Raw genomic sequence first — 16,161 nt, forward strand, 5'->3', positions numbered from 1 at the left:
TCTGCTTTTGACTATTTTTTTCTAAACAATTAAAACAATGTGCTAAAAATGATGAGTATCTAGCATTTTGATGTTCATTCTAAAAAATCCCTTTTTTAAAATCAGAAAAAACTAGTATACACGTCTATACATAGAATTAATCGCTACATATTCTAGCAATATAGAGAGCGCTCTCTAATACTAAAAAATGAAAAGAGGGAATTTTTTGAGCGATCAATTAGATGTTCAAGTTAATCAAGTTGAACCTTGTCCAGTAACATCAACAGAACAAGTACCATTAACTACTGAGGTTACTCCAGTAGTCGCTACACCATTAGTGACTCCAACTATTAAAGTTCCAGTTGTACTTGCAGAACCAACACTTCAAATTGCTGTGGAGGCAGATATTACGCTTACACCTGCAGCAACTGAAATCAAAAGAGTGAAAAAAAATGTATTCCTGAATCAAGTAAAACTAGTACCAGTTGCTTTTGCACGTATTGGTACCACTGATTTCTTTGCGGTAACAAGAGCTAAATTATTTGTAGCGGGAACTATTCGCAAAAATATAGAATATGCTACAGCAGCATGTAACGCTGCACTTCAAGATAGAATTGCCAATGTTCCGTTTTCAGGTTTTACAGACCTTACTTTCCCACAAACACTTGGAGGACCTACTCCGATTTTAGGAATTTCCGAGTTTGCCGAAGCGAACTTCCTTAATGAAACTACGCAAATGGATGCTCGATTAGATAAAGCATTCTTCCAAAATCTAGTTAAATACAATGAACAACCATTTGGCGAGTTAGTAGCTGCAAACTTCTTTGAACTTGACTTTTCACCGGTTATGGTAGAACCAGAAGGCACTTTCGACACATTACGTGAAAAAATCGTGCTAGAGCTTACTGTAAAAGTACTGCAAGTTCAACAAATTCGCCTTGGAGTTGGCACAAATGTTATAACTCCTGTTCTTACAGGGCTTACTCCTCCATGATAATTCTAATTTTTAGAAGAGCAGAACAAATAAAAAACGCAGTTCACTGCAACAAAATTTAATCGAAAAAAATAATATTTAATAGGTACTAATAAAAATCAAATATTTGAGTTGGCAGTTGAAAGTTCAGCTTAATCAGATTTTCAACTGCCTTTTTGCAATTAAAAACCAAGATGTATTAGACGGTGTGTAATTAAGGGGAGGCTAGAGGGGAGCAAGAGGGCATTTTTCAACAGTTTCCGAAAAATATATTGAACAAATTAAATCTACAGAACGCACAATAAAAAGATTTATTCATCAATTATTAGAACAATCGATTTAAAAGCCTTACATAGATGTTAATAAGAATGTTTACATTGACAGTGATATAATACATACCACTCCAGTGTGTGATCTGGCCCAAGAATGTTAGACATATTTAGTTAGACAGCTTCTAATATCTGAGTTCGGTATTCCACTAGGCTCAGATATTTTAATTTTGCCTTTATTAGTTTGTGATTGTAATACTCGTTGTAATCAATTAGTTCTTGCTCAAACTGTTTAACCATTTACAGAAGAAAAGCCCCTTCTTATGAGTAATTAGTGCGATAGGTTAATATACCAAAAAAGACCACTCCGCAAAGGGTGTTCTTATTTTTCCCTATCAATATTCCAACCATATGTTTTTTGAGATCAAACGCCAGCAATGGTCATGTAAACATCGAGCAATAGATGATAAAAAGTATTTGCAAAATTTGAGGAAAGAAACGATTAAAGGGTCACTAGGCAGGAAGCGACCCTTTAAAGAGGTGAGCAAGACTGATAGTTTTGTATTGATATGCTAACAGTTTTCATTATTTATGAAAGTAGCGCCAATAATTATTAGAAGAATGAATAGAACAACAATCAGCGCAAATGTTGAACCGTAGCCACGGCTATAGCCACCATAACAGCCACAGGAATAATTATTATAATTACCTACGTTTCCATAGTATCCCATAAAAAAACCCTCCTTTCTACAATATATAATATGTAGGCTGTAGAGAAGGAGTGGGGTATTCATCCATTGAAAAATAGGCATTTATTAATCAAAAATATTTAAAATAAAAACTGTAGCTTATTTTTAGCTGAAAGAAGTTAAATTTCTTGTCTATATTATCTGAAATCGAAGGACCCAAGCTGCTAATATAGAAGTGGATATAGTATATTCATTTGTAAAAATTCCAACTACAGTAGTACTGCCACTTAAACAATATTAATTCCTGCACTTGCAGTACCAAGAATAAGGTCAACTGTAGTTTCTCCTGGTAACGATGAAATATAAAATACCATTAATAATTGGTCACCTGGAGCCACTGGCACTGGAGTGATATTAGCCGATGCAAATACTAAAAGACCTACAGGTATAGGCTCTGTAACAGTAGGAGCTAAATCAACGCTGGCACTTGTACCAGTAAAAATATTACTACCTATAGGTGCATGAAAAATTTGAGCACGGATTGTTACAGATCCTGATTCAATCTGTCCCCCTAATGTAGTAAATGAAGCTGAAATAGCAGTAATATTGCCTTCACGCGGGACGGTGAAGGATTCAGTTAAAAGCCCAGTTAAATTAATTGTATTATTTGCAATAGGTACAAGGTCTATAGCGGTACCAAACCCTATAAGACTAGCTAGATTATTGCCGAGTATATTTTCAACTACAGTTTGTGTATTTCCAGAGGAAAAAGGAATTATTGAACCGCCGTTACTTTCATCATTGTTCTCGATTCCTGAAGTTATACAATTTATATCTTTAGCCACAAATGGTCCAACGTTATCACATTCTTTTTTCGTTGATAAACAATTACAATTATCTTTATTAATGCACATAAATTTTTCTCCTTTCATCGCTATGATATGTCCGAGAAAGTAAGTGAGAAAGGCTATTAACTTGATAATAATATTCTTGTAAAGTATCTCTTTCGGTAGGCCGTTTATACCGAACCAAATGAACAAGAAGATGCCTCTTAGTTATATTCCCTGTTTATAGAAATAGTTAAAACATCTACTTTTTCTGCTATTACTACTTTAACATTAAGAGTGGAGTGGGAGCTGCAGCGTCTTAGAAATGGGTATTTCCACTAAAAACACTCCGTGAGGCTGTTTTTTGTAAATAAAATGAAGACCCTTTTTTCTCAATAATTATTATCCCCGAATTTTACTTGCACATTTGCATCCTCGCATTCTTTTTTTACCAGATAAATAATTTTATTTGCTCGAGATTTTGATAGTTTATTTGCCACCACAGTTACGGAAATGTTATCTCCTTCTATTCGTACTAAAGCATCGGGAAAGCCTAATGATTTAATTTGCGTCTCCAGTATTGCCTCTGTAGATTCTTCCTTATTGAGAGTATCGATTTCAATAGACGCTGTATTTTGTTCGTCAACAAAATATTCATCTGACGTTATTTTTTGCGTTAACTTTTGGCGAAGTTGATTTCTTTCATTACTAACTTGTAGGCGTGTTTCTTCAAAAGGGCTAGAAAAAGATTCTTCCTTCGTAACAGTCTGTATTGCAGCTTTTTGATCTGCATCTACAGACAAGGTGATATTCTCTTTTGGTTGTTTTGGTGATTCCATCAAATACAACACTGAAATAACCGCTATTAGAGTTAATAATGCAAGTAACCAAGACGATTTTCTTTTTAGGTGCATTCACTGTCCCTCCATCAATAAATTTGGTTAAATACCACCACTACCACTAAGCATCTTTTTAATGTCTGTTTTATGCGAAATTTATTTATAAATATGCTGCCAGTTAAACGAAAACAACTCATTTTGTCTGTCCGATTTGTCCTAGCCGCTGTATATTATGGAAATTATATTTTGTCTTCGCATTTAAAATAGGTGTTATGTAAGAAAGTATTGTTACATGTCCCGTTTGTGGCTACAGGGGAATATTATTTATTGTAAAAAACTAATAAAAGGGTACTAGAATTGATTCAGTACCCTTTTGTTGATTATTTTTTTCGTTCCGGACGCAATTATGCCGAGGCATGGTGGATCTATATGAATAATAAGGCAAATAAAGAAAAGAGTAGAGAAATTCCGAGAATTATCCCAACAACTTTCATATGTCTTTTCCGTCCCATTACAACAATTGCAACATATTCACGAATCATTGCGTTGGGCCAATAATAAAAGGCTGTTTTTGAGCCGATACCTTGGCTATTCAGGCCAGCTTGTCTAGCGTATAAACCAGCTCGGAAAAGATGGAAATTATTTGTGGTAAATATGCTGTTGTATTTACCATCTGGTTTTAACGTATCCATAACCTGTTTCGAAAATAACATATTTTGATAGGTGTTTACAGAGCGATTTTCTTGCATAGTATGCTCAAAAGGAATACCTTTTTCAATAGCGTATTTTTGCATCGCTTCCGCTTCAGACAGATTTTCATCGGGACCTTGTCCTCCAGAGAAAATAATTGTTGGTGGTGTGGTAACCATTGCTTGTTTATGATAAAAATCAATAGCTTTATTAATTCTACTTGCAAGAAGTGGTGGTACTTTATCGTTAATTAAACCGCTGCCTAGTACGACGATAAAATCTTGGTTATACTTTGGTTTATTAAACTGATAGAGGAAATATGCAGATAGAAAGTTTGATAAATGAATCAAGAAATAAAACATTATAAGCGATATTCCGCCAAACATAGGTTGAAATATATTTGATAACAAACTGGATGGACTAATAATAGGCATGGCAAAAAATAATAAAATAATAATTGCTACAATTAAAGTTAAGGAATTTGCTAAGCGTCTGCCTTCTCTTTGCATTAAAATTCTTGCATTAAGAAATAGGCCGAACATTAAAGCTACAATTCCAAAAGGTATAATAAAGAAAAGTGCTATTAAAGGAATAATTACTAAAAGCTTTATAGAATTGTTTTCAGATGCTAAAGAAACAATTGTACAAAATAAAAGAAATGAACAGAAGAAAATATTAAATAAAAAGCCATTTACTATCTTTCTGGGATCTTTCAAGTAAGAATACAGAAAAATAACAAATAGGATAAGCGGAATAATCCCAAAATACATAAAAACCCTACACCTCGCCAATATATTATTGATCATTTTATATTTAAACTACTATATATTAGCATAGATTTTTGAAATTACATCCTTTTTACGTAATCCTTACATAAACCTTAAGAAATATTGTTATTTGTACATTCAAATTAGAAGAAATTTATATTTTTTTTCAAGTCTGGAGCGAATTGTTCTAAACTTAAAATAAGGAAAAACAATTCACATATTCAAGGGGGTAACTAAATTGATAATTATGGAAACAGAAAGGTTAGAATTACGAGAATTAAATGTTGATGATATTTCTGTCCTTTATTCAATTTTTTCAGATGCTGAAACAATGAAATATTATCCGTCACCATTTAACTTCTTTCAGCAGAAGTCTCCTACCTCTATGGGTGGTGAGATGAAAACGGGTTTAAGTTACTTTTCAGTCGGTGTACAAACATCCGCTGAAAGAAGTTAAAGCCCTCCGGCGGATGTCACGAAATCGGAAAGGAGTTCAATATAGGATGTTAGCCTAAGTTCATCGCATCCATGCGATAACGCCTAACTGACCTGCATCGTGCAGGCCTAAGCACAAAGCCGATTCCGGACGCAATTATGCCAAGGCATAATTGATTTTAGAACAAACTAAAAATTGGATCGAAAAAAAATAAACAAAGATATCGAGAAGATGGTTTTGGTTTATGGAGTGTATGTTTAAAAGAATCGAATGAATTAATTGGAGATTGTGGCCTCGTTAAACAAATAGTTGATGGAGAAACCGAAGTTGAAGTGGGCTACCATATTCATAAAAAATATTGGTCTAAAGGATATGCAACTGAAGCGGCTAAAGGTTGTGTGGAGTATGGATTTTTACAGTTAGGACAAGAAAAATTAATAAGTATTATTGATCCTAAAAATGAACCATCAATTCGAGTGGCAGAAAAAAATGGTTTTACGAAGGAGAAGGAATCGTTTATTTTTAATAAAATTCATCATATATATTCAGTATTTTTAGAAATCTAATTTGTGATCGAATATTTAGTACATAAATTAGTTGTAATTGTAAGACATAATAAGGATTAAGTGATTACAATTACAACTTTTTTTAAATGGAAGTTCCTAACTGTTATTCATTTACAATGTTAGAAGAAAACTTGGTAGCCCTATGAAAGATTCTTTTTTAAATAGTAGTGCTGATGATCCCTTCCGACATTGTCCAATGTACCGTAGATTTGATATCCGTGATTTTGATAAAAATTTAAAGCCTGAAAACTTAAAGTATCGACCTTTATGAAGTCACATTTGTTATTTAAAGCAATTTGTTCGATTTCTAATAACAATTTAGATCCATGGCCTAATCCACGAATATCCTCATCGATCATAAGTGTATGTATCTCTAACCAATTCCAACAAATTCCAACAAATTTCCCCCAATATGCCACCACGAATTTGATCATTTTCATCTGTAAGGAACAGGTTGATTTCTTGATATCGACCTCTTAAATCCTTTGGAAAATGTTTTAAATTGTATTCGTAAAGCTTATTATTAATTAAAGATTTGTTACGTTCATTTTGCTCTTGTGAGATTTTATATTGCATATATTTTTCCTCCTTTTTTTATAATGGGAAATTTCGTTTTTTTAATTTAAGCTTATTTTTTTATAAATGCCCAGGTACTTTAAAAAATAAAGACCTGGGCATTTTGCAAATCATTCATTTATTTTCTCATTCTCTGGTTCTAAGTGAATAAGAATATTGGCTTGATGAAAGAGGGTATTAATCTTTTCTTCAATACGGTCACATAAATTATGAACTGTTTCAATGCTTTCATTTGATGCTACGACTAAATGGAAATCGATGTATTCTTCCGCCCCAGAGCGTCTAGTTCGAAAATCGTGATACTCGATGTATTCATCTTTAAATGATTCAATAATTCGAATAATTTGTTCTTCCTCTTCCTTTGATAATCGTGCATCCATTAATGGAGGAAATGTTTCTTTCATCAGTTTGAAAGCCTCAATCATAATATAACATGCTAATATTATTCCGATGATCGGGTCTAAAATGTACCAACCAGTTAAATGAACAATCAATAAACTCAATGCAACACCCAATGATGTATAGACATCTGTAAGTAGATGCAGTGCATTTGATTTCATGGCAACAGAGTTAGTATTCTTTGCAGTTCTATAAACAATTCTTGATACAAAAAAATTAATCAAGGCACCAAATAACATGACCAGTATTCCTAAAACTGGGAGTTTGATTGGTGTGGGATTGATTATTTTATGAATACATTCATAAATAATCCAAATCCCAGCAACAAAAATTAAAAGTGTTTCAATTGTCCCTGAAATATTTTCAACCTTTCCATGTCCGTAGGGGTGTTCTTTATCGGCTGGTTTACTGGAAATTCGTACAGAGATAAAGGCAATACAAGAGGCGAGTAAGTCTAGAAGAGAATGGATTGCCTCCGATATAATTGCAACTGATCCAGTGAACAATCCAACGATAAGTTTTAATATGACAACAGTAGAATTACTCAAAACTGATAAAAATGCAATTTTTGATGAATTCACCTGAAATCACCTCCTGATCAATATAGACCTATGATACCAAGTAAACTTTGAGTGGGTCTATAGCAACGTTTTTTCCTAACTCCGATTAAATAACTAGTGTGAAAAAAAGTTGTATAAAGGAAAAATGCATAACCATCTTTTTTAATAAAAATCAAACAACCAAAATACAATGTGTACACTAGCTAAGGTGTTTGGGTTAAAATCGTATGCTAATAAAGTTAGAGAAGAATAATGACTATATTATGTGTAGATGCGATAAGGTTTACTTACGAAATTAAAGTGGAAAATTTAATTCCAAGGATTAAATTTCAATTTAGATATTTTAATTGTTCGCTTTTTTGTTATGAAATCCAAATAATGGATAATGAAAAAGGGAAGGAATTGCTACCCATTTTCTACCTTAGATATAATAGAATAGTGGTAACAAATTGGGTTAGTAAAGAGGAGGATAGTAAAGTGGATTATATTCAAATTACTAGAAACAATATTGAACAGGAGCATTTATGTTGCGCTCTCGGTTCGAAGCAATACGAGGAAGCGGTAAAGGGAAAGAAAGAATGGTTGATAAACCGTATGGATGAGGGGCTAGTTTTTTATCGTTTAACTTTTTTCAGCGGGTGTCCAAACACCCACTGAAAGAAGTTAAAGCCTCCGGTGGATGTCACGGAATCGGCAAGGAGTTCTTTGTGCGAGCGCAAAGCCGATTCCAGACGCAAGTATGCCGAGGCATAATTGATATGATCGGGCAAAAGTGTTTATTGAATATTTACCGGCTAATCAAGCTTGGGTTCCTATCGAAGCACCGAATTTTATGTATATAAATTGCCTGTGGGTTTCAGGTAAATACAAAAATCAAAACCATGCTAGACAATTGTTTGAAAAGTGTAAGGAAGATGCATTAGCGCAAGGGATGGATGGCATCGTACATATAGTAGGGGAGAAAAAGCTTCCATTTCTAAGTGATAAGCGTTTTTTTGAACATTTGGGATTTGAAATTGTAGATCAAGCGGCACCTTATTTTCAGCTAGCCGTCTATAAATTTAACGATTGTGCCAATGATCCTTCCTTTAAACTACAGGTGAAGAATCCTATATCTAATAACAGTGGTATTGTAATATACTTCACTGCCCAATGTCCGTTTGCCATAGGTGTTATAGATGATTTAAAAAATATAGCAGAAAAAAAGGGCATTCCTTTTCATTCATTCCAATTAATGACGAAAGATGAAGCACAGAATGCGCCTATCATATGGACAACCTTTGGACTGTTTTACAATGGTCATTTTATGACACATGAAATATTGAGTGCAAACAAGTTCGAAAAATTACTAAATACATTATGAGAAGGGAAATTATCTTCTTTTCATGAACATTAAAATTACAGCAAATAAACAAATACCTATAATAGAACCTAGAGTAAACGACCATGAAAAATAATCGAAAAAGATGTATGCAATTAATAATGCCAGCATATAGCCGAGAGCAGTGCCTAGCAATTGTTTTTTGATATTCAACGATCCCACTCCTTACTGCGTGATAGTAATATACTTATTTATATTTTATAGAAATATTAGGTAAATATCCATACAATCAAGATAAAAGGAAGGGGATATCAGTTTTGAAAATTAGCAAACAGTATACAGAACATTATATATGGGGAGAACAATGTAATGGCTGGCACCTAGTGAAGAATGATGATCTCAGTAGAACTAATCACTGGGGACGAAGAAAAGCCACTTAAAGTCTCTCTTAATGAGTCGTTACATAAAAGTTATTAATCAATTATAAAGGAGTTACATTTTTTGAAAGCAAAAAGCATTAAATTATATGAATTTGGAAACCCACGGGAGGTTTTGAAGTTTGAAAATAAAACGATTAAACCTCCTGAAGAACAAGAAATCCTTGTTCGAATGCTGGCACGACCTATAAATCCTTCTGATTTAATACCAATATGGGGGAATTATGCTCATCGAATTTCTTTACCAACTATTCCTGGCTATGAAGGAGTAGGTATTGTAGAGAATGTAGGTCCTAAAGTATCTCAAAATCTTATCGGAAAGCGTGTACTACCTTTACGAGGAGAAGGGACTTGGCAGGAAATTGTAAAAACAAGCGCAGAATTCGCAGTGCCCATCCCAGATTCTATTGATGATTTTACCGCAGCGCAATTGTATATCAACCCAATGACAGCTTGGGTAACTTGTACTGACATATTACAATTGCAGCCAAATGATGTTTTATTAGTGAATGCCTGCGGGTCCGCAATTGGACACATATTTGCTCAGCTAGCAAAATTGTTAGGTTTCAAGTTAATCGCGGTTACGAGAAATAATAGACATACTGACGATTTAATTCAGCTTGGCGCTTCCTATGTAATAGATGCTTCAGTAGCACCGCTCAATGAGACAGTAATGGAACTAACAAATGGTAAGGGCGCTGATGCTGCTATTGACTCTATAGGGGGGACTGCAGGCAATGATCTTGCTTTCTGTCTGAAATCTGGAGGGAACTTTTTAGCTATTGGTCTTTTATCTGGTGTGCAAGTGAATTGGCAAAGTATCGTTAAAGAGGCAAATGTAAACGCAAATATGTTCCATTTACGTCATTGGAACAAGCAAGTCTCAATAGAAAGATGGCAAGGTACATTTCATCACTTAATCAATCTAGTTAATAGTGGTAAGTTAAAAATGATGGCAGTGGATTCTCATTATGATTTGTTAGACATTAAAAATGCGATAACGGCCGTTGAATTGTCTAAAACCACAAAAGGAAAGATCTTTTTAACTTCTTTCAGCGGAAGTCTCCCACCACTATAGGTGGTGAGTTGAATGCGGATTTAAGCTACTTTTCAGCGGGTATCCAAACGCCCGCTGAAATAGGGAAACTCAGTCTAAGAACGCCACGTCCTATGGCAATGACTGAGTGACCAACATCACGTTGGCCCAAAGCCTCCGGCGATGTCACGGAATCGGAAAGGAGTTCACATAGGATGTTAGCCTAAAATCATCGCATCCATGTGATAACGGCTAACTGACCTGCATCCTGCTGCTGCCGCTACGCTTTCGCGCAAAAAACATCTGCAGGCCTAAGCACAAAGCCGATTCCAGACGCAATTATGCCGAGGCATAATTGATCAAATTATTAATATGAAAGAAGGGTAAAATATTTTACCCTTCTTTTTTTATATGGTGTCTAAGCTACTGCGTATTTTTCGATGCGCTTGTTTCTAAAATAAATCTGTTGATAAATATCGTAAACCAGTATCGGGTAGGATAACGACAATCCGTTTCCCTTTGTTCTCTGGACGCTTTGCAAGGGCTGTGGCGGCAAATAAAGCAGCACCTGATGAAGTACCTACTAATATTCCATCTGACTTCGCAACAGCACGTGCCGCCTCATAAGCTTGTGTAGTTTCCACCTCGAGTACTTCATCAATTATTTCTAAATGAACATTCGATGGCACACGAGCCTCGTCAGCATCGGAGAAGCGGTGAACACCTGTGATTTCAATGATATCTGGATTATCAACTGTTGCAATGGAATTAACAGCAGGCTCTACACCAATAATCTGAATATCTGGATTTTTAGATTTTAAGTATGCACCTGCACCACTTATCGTACCACCTGTGCCAATTGCTGCTACAAAAATATCAATTTGTCCGTCTGTATCCTCCCAGACTTCAGGACCAGTTGTTAACTTATGAATATTTGGGTTGGCATCATTATCAAGTTGATTTAAAAATACAACATTTTCTTCTTGTTCAACGACTGTTTCTCGAAATACTTTAATCGTTTCTACAAAGTCACCATCTGTGTCCTCAAATGCAGCTACCATTTCTGGGACATCTGAAAAAGGTACAACCTCCGTTCCGTATGCCTTAACTACCTTTGTACGCTCTTCACTTACACCATCCTGCATGTAAATTCGAAGCTTATAGCCTTTTGCAGCTGCAATTGCTGCTAGACCAATACCAGTATTGCCACTAGTTGTTTCAATGATTGTTTTATCCTTTGTCAATACACCACGAGCTTCAGCATCCTCAATCATCGCTTTAGCGACACGGTCCTTCACACTATTAGCGGGATTAAAATATTCTAGCTTTACGATAATTTCGGTTTCTAACTGTTGCTCTTTTACATATTGGTTTAATGCTAATAGTGGTGTATGACCGATTAATTCTGTAATTGATTGTTTAATCTTATTTGTTACAATTTGACCCATCCCAATCAACCCCTTTAATTTAACCTACTTAACGAACTTGTTTTGTAGGGATTGGTGGAATCATATCAATTTAAATCCATTTAAGCAATAAAATCACTAATAGAAGTAATTAATGTAGCAATAGAAAAAAATAATTAATCAAATTTACAAATTTAATTTTTCTTTGTTTAGTAATGCGAGAAATACGGATTATTATTGACAATGCTTCTATACAAAAGTGAGTAGTCCGAAACACAAATTGATGTCCTTTCAGAAAGAAATTCATGCACAATATTTGCTTTACTATCCCTTTTTAATATCAATTAACTAAACTTAAAGATCGTTAAAGTGCATGAATATGTGTTTATTTGGAGGAATTTACTTTGAATTTGCTAATTAATTATATTTTAGAATAATATTTGTTAAAATGTAAGCCTTGTATATCAGTTGATTAGAGTGGAAAAAGATGACTACTTGAGATCAGCATTAAAAATAAGTTATTTATATAGCTTGATGTTGTTTAGGAGATGAAAGTATGAAAGAGGCAATTTCTTCAGTTTGTATAACAGCTGAAACAAAAATTAATATGATGAAGCAAAAGCCTGCTAATTATTTATTATTAGCTATTTTTGGCGGACTTTTTATCGGATTTGGAATTTTGCTCATCACTACTATAGGAGGCTTATTAAGTCCAGCTGGGGTACCGAGTATGAAAATCGTACAAGGGTTATCATTTGGCGTTGCTCTTAGTATGGTCATGATGGCTGGGGCCAATTTATTTACAGGTGATAATCTAGTTTTAACGGTTAGTACACTATCAAAAAAATCATCACCATTAGAGATGTTGGGCATTTGGACGTTTAGTTACATAGGAAACTTCTTTGGTTCGCTTTTAGCAGCCGCATTATTTTTTTACTCGGGGCTAGCAGGTGGAGATATAGCAGCTTACATTGAAAAACTGGCTACAGCTAAGATGAGTGGTAGCTTCGTTGAACTTTTATGTCGAGGTATTTTATGTAATTTGCTTGTATGCTTGGCCGTATGGTGTACCTATAAGTTAAAAACAGAGACAGGAAAATTAGTGATGATTTTCTGCTGTATTTTCCCTTTTGTTACAATTGGATTTGAGCATTGTATAGCAAATATGACATTGTTTTCACTTGCTCTTTTAGTACCTCATGGTGAACTCGTATCGGTTGCTGGAGCCTTTTCAAATTTATTACCTGTAACACTAGGTAATATTATCGGAGGAGCCGTTATTGGGTTTGTTTATTGGGTAAATGGCAGAGACTAATAAATTACTGGATATTATTGCAGTCAGTATCATTACCTTGGTTGAAAGTAATGACAATTTAAATGGTGATTGTAAGATCACTTTACATATACAAAAGATTTAAAGTCTTGCGATTAAATTAACGGATGAATACTTGACCAACTTCATCTATTAATATTTTGACTTTGGAATAAATGATAGATAGAATGACAGGTAGAGTTGCTAATGTAACTCTACCTTTTTTATTTATGACAATGTAATTTAAGTTGTGAAATTAATAGATAATGGAATGAATATAAAAGAGGGGAGGAATTCAAAAATGGAACAAGAGGTAAACCAACATACGATTCTTCAAGCAATTTTAGAGCTTTCGAAGCAAATGCAAGACATGAAATCAGATCTTCAGAATCAGATTGAAGCGGTCGAAAAGAGATTAGATGAAAAAATTGAAGCAGTGGAAACTAGATTAGAAAAAGTTGAACAAAATTTAAGTCGAAAAATTGATCTTGTAGATGCAAAATTTGAAATATTGTCGCTGGATTTATTAACGACAAAAGCTGAAGTATCTATGCTAAAACAGGTAAGATAGTAGCAAGTATACCTTGTTAAAATTGGCCTCCGGGATTGGCTTTGTGCTAGCACAAAGGGTAACTTAAACCCCCATTCAACTCACCACATAACGATTGGCTTACCGTATCCCTTAAGGTTACGGTGTTTTTTTGTGTTATAATAAATGTCACGAAGGAGTGAAAACATTGTTAAAAACTGAAGTATTTGAACAATTAAAACAGGCAATGAGAGAAAAGGATGTATTAGCAAAAGGCGTATTATCACTTTTGAAATCTGCCCTAGACTTAGCTGAAAAAGAAAAGGGAGAAGCTTTATCGTCTGAAGAGGAAATGGCTATTATAAATCGTGAAGTGAAGCAAACAAATCAGGCTTTAGAGGGTGCTCAAAATGCAGGGCGAGCTGACCTAATTGAAAAAGAGGAAGCGAAATTAGCACTATTAAAAACATTTTTACCTAAGCAATTAACAGAAGAAGAAATTGCAGAAAAACTTGTGGCAGCGGGCGTTGTAAAAGGGATGAACATGGGAGAAGCAATGAAAATTGCAAAACCATTGTTAACTGGTCAAGCTGAAGGCGCTGTTATTTCAAAAGTTGTGAAGGGTTTAATTTAATGTCGTTAGGAACAACCTCTTACTCTGAAGAAGTAAGAGGTTGTTTTTTAAGCTCCAAGCATTTTTGTTCCACGTTAGTATCGCTATTTGCCAGAAAATGAAAATACCTATATACTAGTTGTTAACCGCTGGTCAATAAGGAGGACAATATGTCACCACGTAAGCCATCAACAAAAGATTTGACGAAAGAAATGATTATAAATGAGGCTCATAAACAATTTATCATGAAGGATTTTCACCAAGTATCAATGCGTAGTATTGCTAAAGAGCTTGGTTGTAGTCATGGGGCTATTTACTATCATTTTAAAAATAAAGCAGAGATATTTTATGCAATTTTAGGTGATTATTTTTCAGAGTTAAATAATACTTTAGATGAAAAAGTGAATGGTCCTGAAGATCATAAAACTAAACTGCTAAATGTTTTTGTAGGTTATATGGCGTTTGGCTTAAATAATCAAAGTCAGTATGAATTAATGTTTATGATGAGGGATAGTGAAGTTGATGGGCTTTCACAAGAGGCAGCGAACTTTAGTTATGAAAAATTTGCACAATCTGTACAGTCATTATCAAAGACAGAGTTGTTAAATTCAGATATATATTCTACATTCATTGCTCTTCATGGATTTGTTGCACATTATCGTCATTATGTAAAAAACTATGAGGAAGCGAAAGATGCAGTGGAGGTACATGCAAAATTTCTTATCAAGGCTTTAACATATAGAGAGTAGCTCTAGTAAAAAAATCTAGAGCTTTCTTTTAACAGTTATTTGACCAGTGGTTAATTAATAAAGGGGGAGTAAAGTTTGCAAACAGCATTAGTTATTGGGGCATCTGGTGGTATGGGTTATGCACTAGTGAATGAACTAGTAAGTCGAAATATACAGGTGAAGGCATTTGCTAGAAATAAAGAAAAGTTAGTTGCACTTTTTCAGCATCACAAAAATGTCGAAATCATGTCGGGTAATGTATTTAATGAACAGGAAATAATGAGAGCTTCAAAAGGTGCGGATATTATTTTTCATGCAATAAGTTTTCCGTATCAAGATTGGGAAAAGCTGCATATACAATGCTTAGATATGGTGATTAGCATTGCCGAAAGGCGTGAAGCGAAAATTGCACTTGTAGATAATATTTATGCATATGGAAGACAATCGACCAAACCTGTAATAGAGCAATCTAAAAAAGAACCACATACAAAAAAAGGGGAAATCCGTTTAGCGATGGAAAATAAATTAAAAAACAGTAATGTGCCTTCGCTAATTGTACATTTCCCTGATTTGTACGGACCGAATGCAGAGAATACCATATTCTATGAAACGTTAAAAAATGTAGTACAAGGTAAAAAAGCTAATTTTGTAGGAAATATGCAGGTGAGAAGGGAATTCCTTTATACAATTGATGGTGCAAAGGCTATGGTTGAGCTTGCTTTACGAGACGACACATATAATCAGAATTGGAACGTGCCAGCCGTTCATCCAATTGCAGGGGAAGAACTAGTAAAAATTTTACGTGAAATTACAGGCTACAAAAAAGGCATTCGTACAGTTTCTAAAGGGATGATCCGACTTATCGGAATATTTACACCTTCTATGAAAGAAGTGGTTGAAATGTTGTATTTAACAGAAGAACCGGTCATTTTAAGTGGGGAAAAATACGAAAGGGAAATAGGCGCATTACCACGTACTTCATATAGAATAGGGCTAGAAGAAACGATTGCATGGATGAACACGAGAGCACAAAAATTGGAGAAGCAGACATCTGCGGAAATAAGTTAAGCCTCGGGCGGATGTCACGGAAATCGGAAAGGAGTTAGTAAAGGATGTTAGCCTAAAATCATCACATCCATGTGAAAACGGCTAACTGACCTGCATCTTGTTGCTGCCGCTACGTTACCACTACGCTTTCGCACAAAAAAC

15 protein-coding genes and 6 pseudogenes are annotated in these 16,161 nt (G+C 34.6%); 12 read left to right on the forward strand and 9 right to left on the reverse strand.

From position 1 onward, the window contains the following. The first annotated feature begins 205 nt into the window (after positions 1 to 205). Positions 206 to 973 carry a CsxC family protein gene (locus tag ACFVT8_RS02430; RefSeq protein ID WP_387224215.1) on the forward strand — a complete coding sequence of 256 codons (768 nt, stop codon included), beginning with the start codon at positions 206 to 208 and terminating at the stop codon, positions 971 to 973. A 422-nt stretch (positions 974 to 1,395) separates the two neighbouring features. Here the strand turns inward: ACFVT8_RS02430 and ACFVT8_RS02435 are convergent. The 5 genes and pseudogenes from ACFVT8_RS02435 to ACFVT8_RS02455 form a co-directional block, all read right to left on the reverse strand. Next, a pseudogene (locus ACFVT8_RS02435) lies at positions 1,396 to 1,518 on the reverse strand (IS3 family transposase); the annotation flags it as partial. Between the two features lie 275 nt (positions 1,519 to 1,793). Continuing rightward, positions 1,794 to 1,952 (reverse strand): YjcZ family sporulation protein, encoded by a 159-nt coding sequence (locus tag ACFVT8_RS02440; protein WP_387082115.1) that lies wholly within the window; start codon positions 1,950 to 1,952, stop codon positions 1,794 to 1,796. 245 nt (positions 1,953 to 2,197) lie between these two features. After that, positions 2,198 to 2,824 carry an exosporium glycoprotein BclB-related protein gene (locus ACFVT8_RS02445; protein ID WP_387082114.1) on the reverse strand — a complete coding sequence of 209 codons (627 nt, stop codon included), beginning with the start codon at positions 2,822 to 2,824 and terminating at the stop codon, positions 2,198 to 2,200. Positions 2,825 to 3,129: 305 nt separating this feature from the next. Further along, complete coding sequence (locus tag ACFVT8_RS02450) at positions 3,130 to 3,651, reverse strand: SpoIIIAH-like family protein (protein ID WP_387082113.1); 522 nt, start codon at positions 3,649 to 3,651, stop codon at positions 3,130 to 3,132. 350 nt (positions 3,652 to 4,001) lie between these two features. Continuing rightward, positions 4,002 to 5,036, reverse strand: a complete 1,035-nt coding sequence (locus tag ACFVT8_RS02455) for a YdcF family protein (protein ID WP_387082112.1) — start codon at positions 5,034 to 5,036, stop codon at positions 4,002 to 4,004. Positions 5,037 to 5,271: 235 nt separating this feature from the next. Here ACFVT8_RS02455 and ACFVT8_RS02460 point away from each other — a divergent pair, with 235 nt between their 5' ends. Continuing rightward, positions 5,272 to 5,490 carry a GNAT family N-acetyltransferase gene (locus ACFVT8_RS02460; protein ID WP_387082111.1) on the forward strand — a complete coding sequence of 73 codons (219 nt, stop codon included), beginning with the start codon at positions 5,272 to 5,274 and terminating at the stop codon, positions 5,488 to 5,490. Between the two features lie 157 nt (positions 5,491 to 5,647). Then, positions 5,648 to 6,035: pseudogene (locus tag ACFVT8_RS02465) on the forward strand (GNAT family N-acetyltransferase); the annotation flags it as partial. A 140-nt stretch (positions 6,036 to 6,175) separates the two neighbouring features. On the opposite strand, the pseudogene ACFVT8_RS02470 reads toward ACFVT8_RS02465, so the two are convergent. After that, positions 6,176 to 6,611, reverse strand: a pseudogene (locus ACFVT8_RS02470) (GNAT family N-acetyltransferase). Between the two features lie 110 nt (positions 6,612 to 6,721). Next, entirely contained in the window at positions 6,722 to 7,591 is an 870-nt protein-coding gene (locus ACFVT8_RS02475) for a cation diffusion facilitator family transporter (protein WP_387082110.1), read from the reverse strand. Positions 7,592 to 8,047: 456 nt separating this feature from the next. Here ACFVT8_RS02475 and ACFVT8_RS02480 point away from each other — a divergent pair. Continuing rightward, positions 8,048 to 8,194 (forward strand): annotated as a pseudogene (locus tag ACFVT8_RS02480) (GNAT family N-acetyltransferase); the annotation flags it as partial. A 131-nt stretch (positions 8,195 to 8,325) separates the two neighbouring features. After that, positions 8,326 to 8,933: pseudogene (locus ACFVT8_RS02485) on the forward strand (YoaP domain-containing protein); the annotation flags it as partial. Between the two features lie 9 nt (positions 8,934 to 8,942). On the opposite strand, the gene ACFVT8_RS02490 reads toward ACFVT8_RS02485, so the two are convergent. Continuing rightward, positions 8,943 to 9,104, reverse strand: a complete 162-nt coding sequence (locus tag ACFVT8_RS02490; protein ID WP_387082109.1) for a hypothetical protein — start codon at positions 9,102 to 9,104, stop codon at positions 8,943 to 8,945. Between the two features lie 104 nt (positions 9,105 to 9,208). Between ACFVT8_RS02490 and ACFVT8_RS02495 the strand changes: the two are divergent. Beyond that, a pseudogene (locus ACFVT8_RS02495) lies at positions 9,209 to 9,295 on the forward strand (cupin domain-containing protein); the annotation flags it as partial. A gap of 97 nt (positions 9,296 to 9,392) precedes the next feature. Continuing rightward, positions 9,393 to 10,406 (forward strand): zinc-dependent alcohol dehydrogenase family protein, encoded by a 1,014-nt coding sequence (locus ACFVT8_RS02500; RefSeq protein ID WP_387082108.1) that lies wholly within the window; start codon positions 9,393 to 9,395, stop codon positions 10,404 to 10,406. A gap of 410 nt (positions 10,407 to 10,816) precedes the next feature. Here the strand turns inward: ACFVT8_RS02500 and ACFVT8_RS02505 are convergent, their stop codons facing one another. Continuing rightward, positions 10,817 to 11,812 (reverse strand): PLP-dependent cysteine synthase family protein, encoded by a 996-nt coding sequence (locus ACFVT8_RS02505; protein ID WP_387082107.1) that lies wholly within the window; start codon positions 11,810 to 11,812, stop codon positions 10,817 to 10,819. Between the two features lie 514 nt (positions 11,813 to 12,326). Between ACFVT8_RS02505 and ACFVT8_RS02510 the strand changes: the two genes are divergently transcribed. The 5 genes from ACFVT8_RS02510 to ACFVT8_RS02530 all read left to right on the forward strand — a co-directional run bounded on the left by ACFVT8_RS02510 (position 12,327) and on the right by ACFVT8_RS02530 (position 16,020). After that, positions 12,327 to 13,085, forward strand: a complete 759-nt coding sequence (locus tag ACFVT8_RS02510) for a formate/nitrite transporter family protein (protein WP_387082106.1) — start codon at positions 12,327 to 12,329, stop codon at positions 13,083 to 13,085. A gap of 298 nt (positions 13,086 to 13,383) precedes the next feature. After that, positions 13,384 to 13,653: a hypothetical protein gene (locus tag ACFVT8_RS02515; RefSeq protein WP_387082105.1), complete on the forward strand. Its 270-nt coding sequence runs from the start codon at positions 13,384 to 13,386 to the stop codon at positions 13,651 to 13,653. Positions 13,654 to 13,819: 166 nt separating this feature from the next. Next, positions 13,820 to 14,245: a GatB/YqeY domain-containing protein gene (locus tag ACFVT8_RS02520; RefSeq protein ID WP_387082104.1), complete on the forward strand. Its 426-nt coding sequence runs from the start codon at positions 13,820 to 13,822 to the stop codon at positions 14,243 to 14,245. Between the two features lie 149 nt (positions 14,246 to 14,394). Continuing rightward, a complete protein-coding gene (locus tag ACFVT8_RS02525) occupies positions 14,395 to 14,973 on the forward strand; it encodes a TetR/AcrR family transcriptional regulator (protein ID WP_387082103.1) in 579 nt (192 codons plus the stop codon). Between the two features lie 75 nt (positions 14,974 to 15,048). After that, on the forward strand, positions 15,049 to 16,020 hold the full coding sequence (locus tag ACFVT8_RS02530; protein WP_387082102.1) for an SDR family NAD(P)-dependent oxidoreductase: 972 nt from the start codon (positions 15,049 to 15,051) through the stop codon (positions 16,018 to 16,020). Positions 16,021 to 16,161 lie beyond the last annotated feature (141 nt).

Source organism: Lysinibacillus sp. NPDC058147 (genome assembly GCF_042884205.1).
In the GTDB taxonomy this organism is placed as follows: domain Bacteria; phylum Bacillota; class Bacilli; order Bacillales_A; family Planococcaceae; genus Lysinibacillus.

What these genes read in the sequence shown, in the direction of transcription:
- ACFVT8_RS02455 (WP_387082112.1), bottom strand. Translation starts at nt 5,036, where the DNA reads ATGTATTTTGGGATTATTCCGCTTATCCTATTTGTTATTTTTCTGTAT.
- ACFVT8_RS02450 (WP_387082113.1), bottom strand. Translation starts at nt 3,651, where the DNA reads ATGCACCTAAAAAGAAAATCGTCTTGGTTACTTGCATTATTAACTCTA.
- ACFVT8_RS02445 (WP_387082114.1), bottom strand. Translation starts at nt 2,824, where the DNA reads ATGTGCATTAATAAAGATAATTGTAATTGTTTATCAACGAAAAAAGAA.
- ACFVT8_RS02525 (WP_387082103.1), top strand. Translation starts at nt 14,395, where the DNA reads ATGTCACCACGTAAGCCATCAACAAAAGATTTGACGAAAGAAATGATT.
- ACFVT8_RS02440 (WP_387082115.1), bottom strand. Translation starts at nt 1,952, where the DNA reads ATGGGATACTATGGAAACGTAGGTAATTATAATAATTATTCCTGTGGC.
- ACFVT8_RS02505 (WP_387082107.1), bottom strand. Translation starts at nt 11,812, where the DNA reads ATGGGTCAAATTGTAACAAATAAGATTAAACAATCAATTACAGAATTA.
- ACFVT8_RS02515 (WP_387082105.1), top strand. Translation starts at nt 13,384, where the DNA reads ATGGAACAAGAGGTAAACCAACATACGATTCTTCAAGCAATTTTAGAG.
- ACFVT8_RS02510 (WP_387082106.1), top strand. Translation starts at nt 12,327, where the DNA reads ATGAAAGAGGCAATTTCTTCAGTTTGTATAACAGCTGAAACAAAAATT.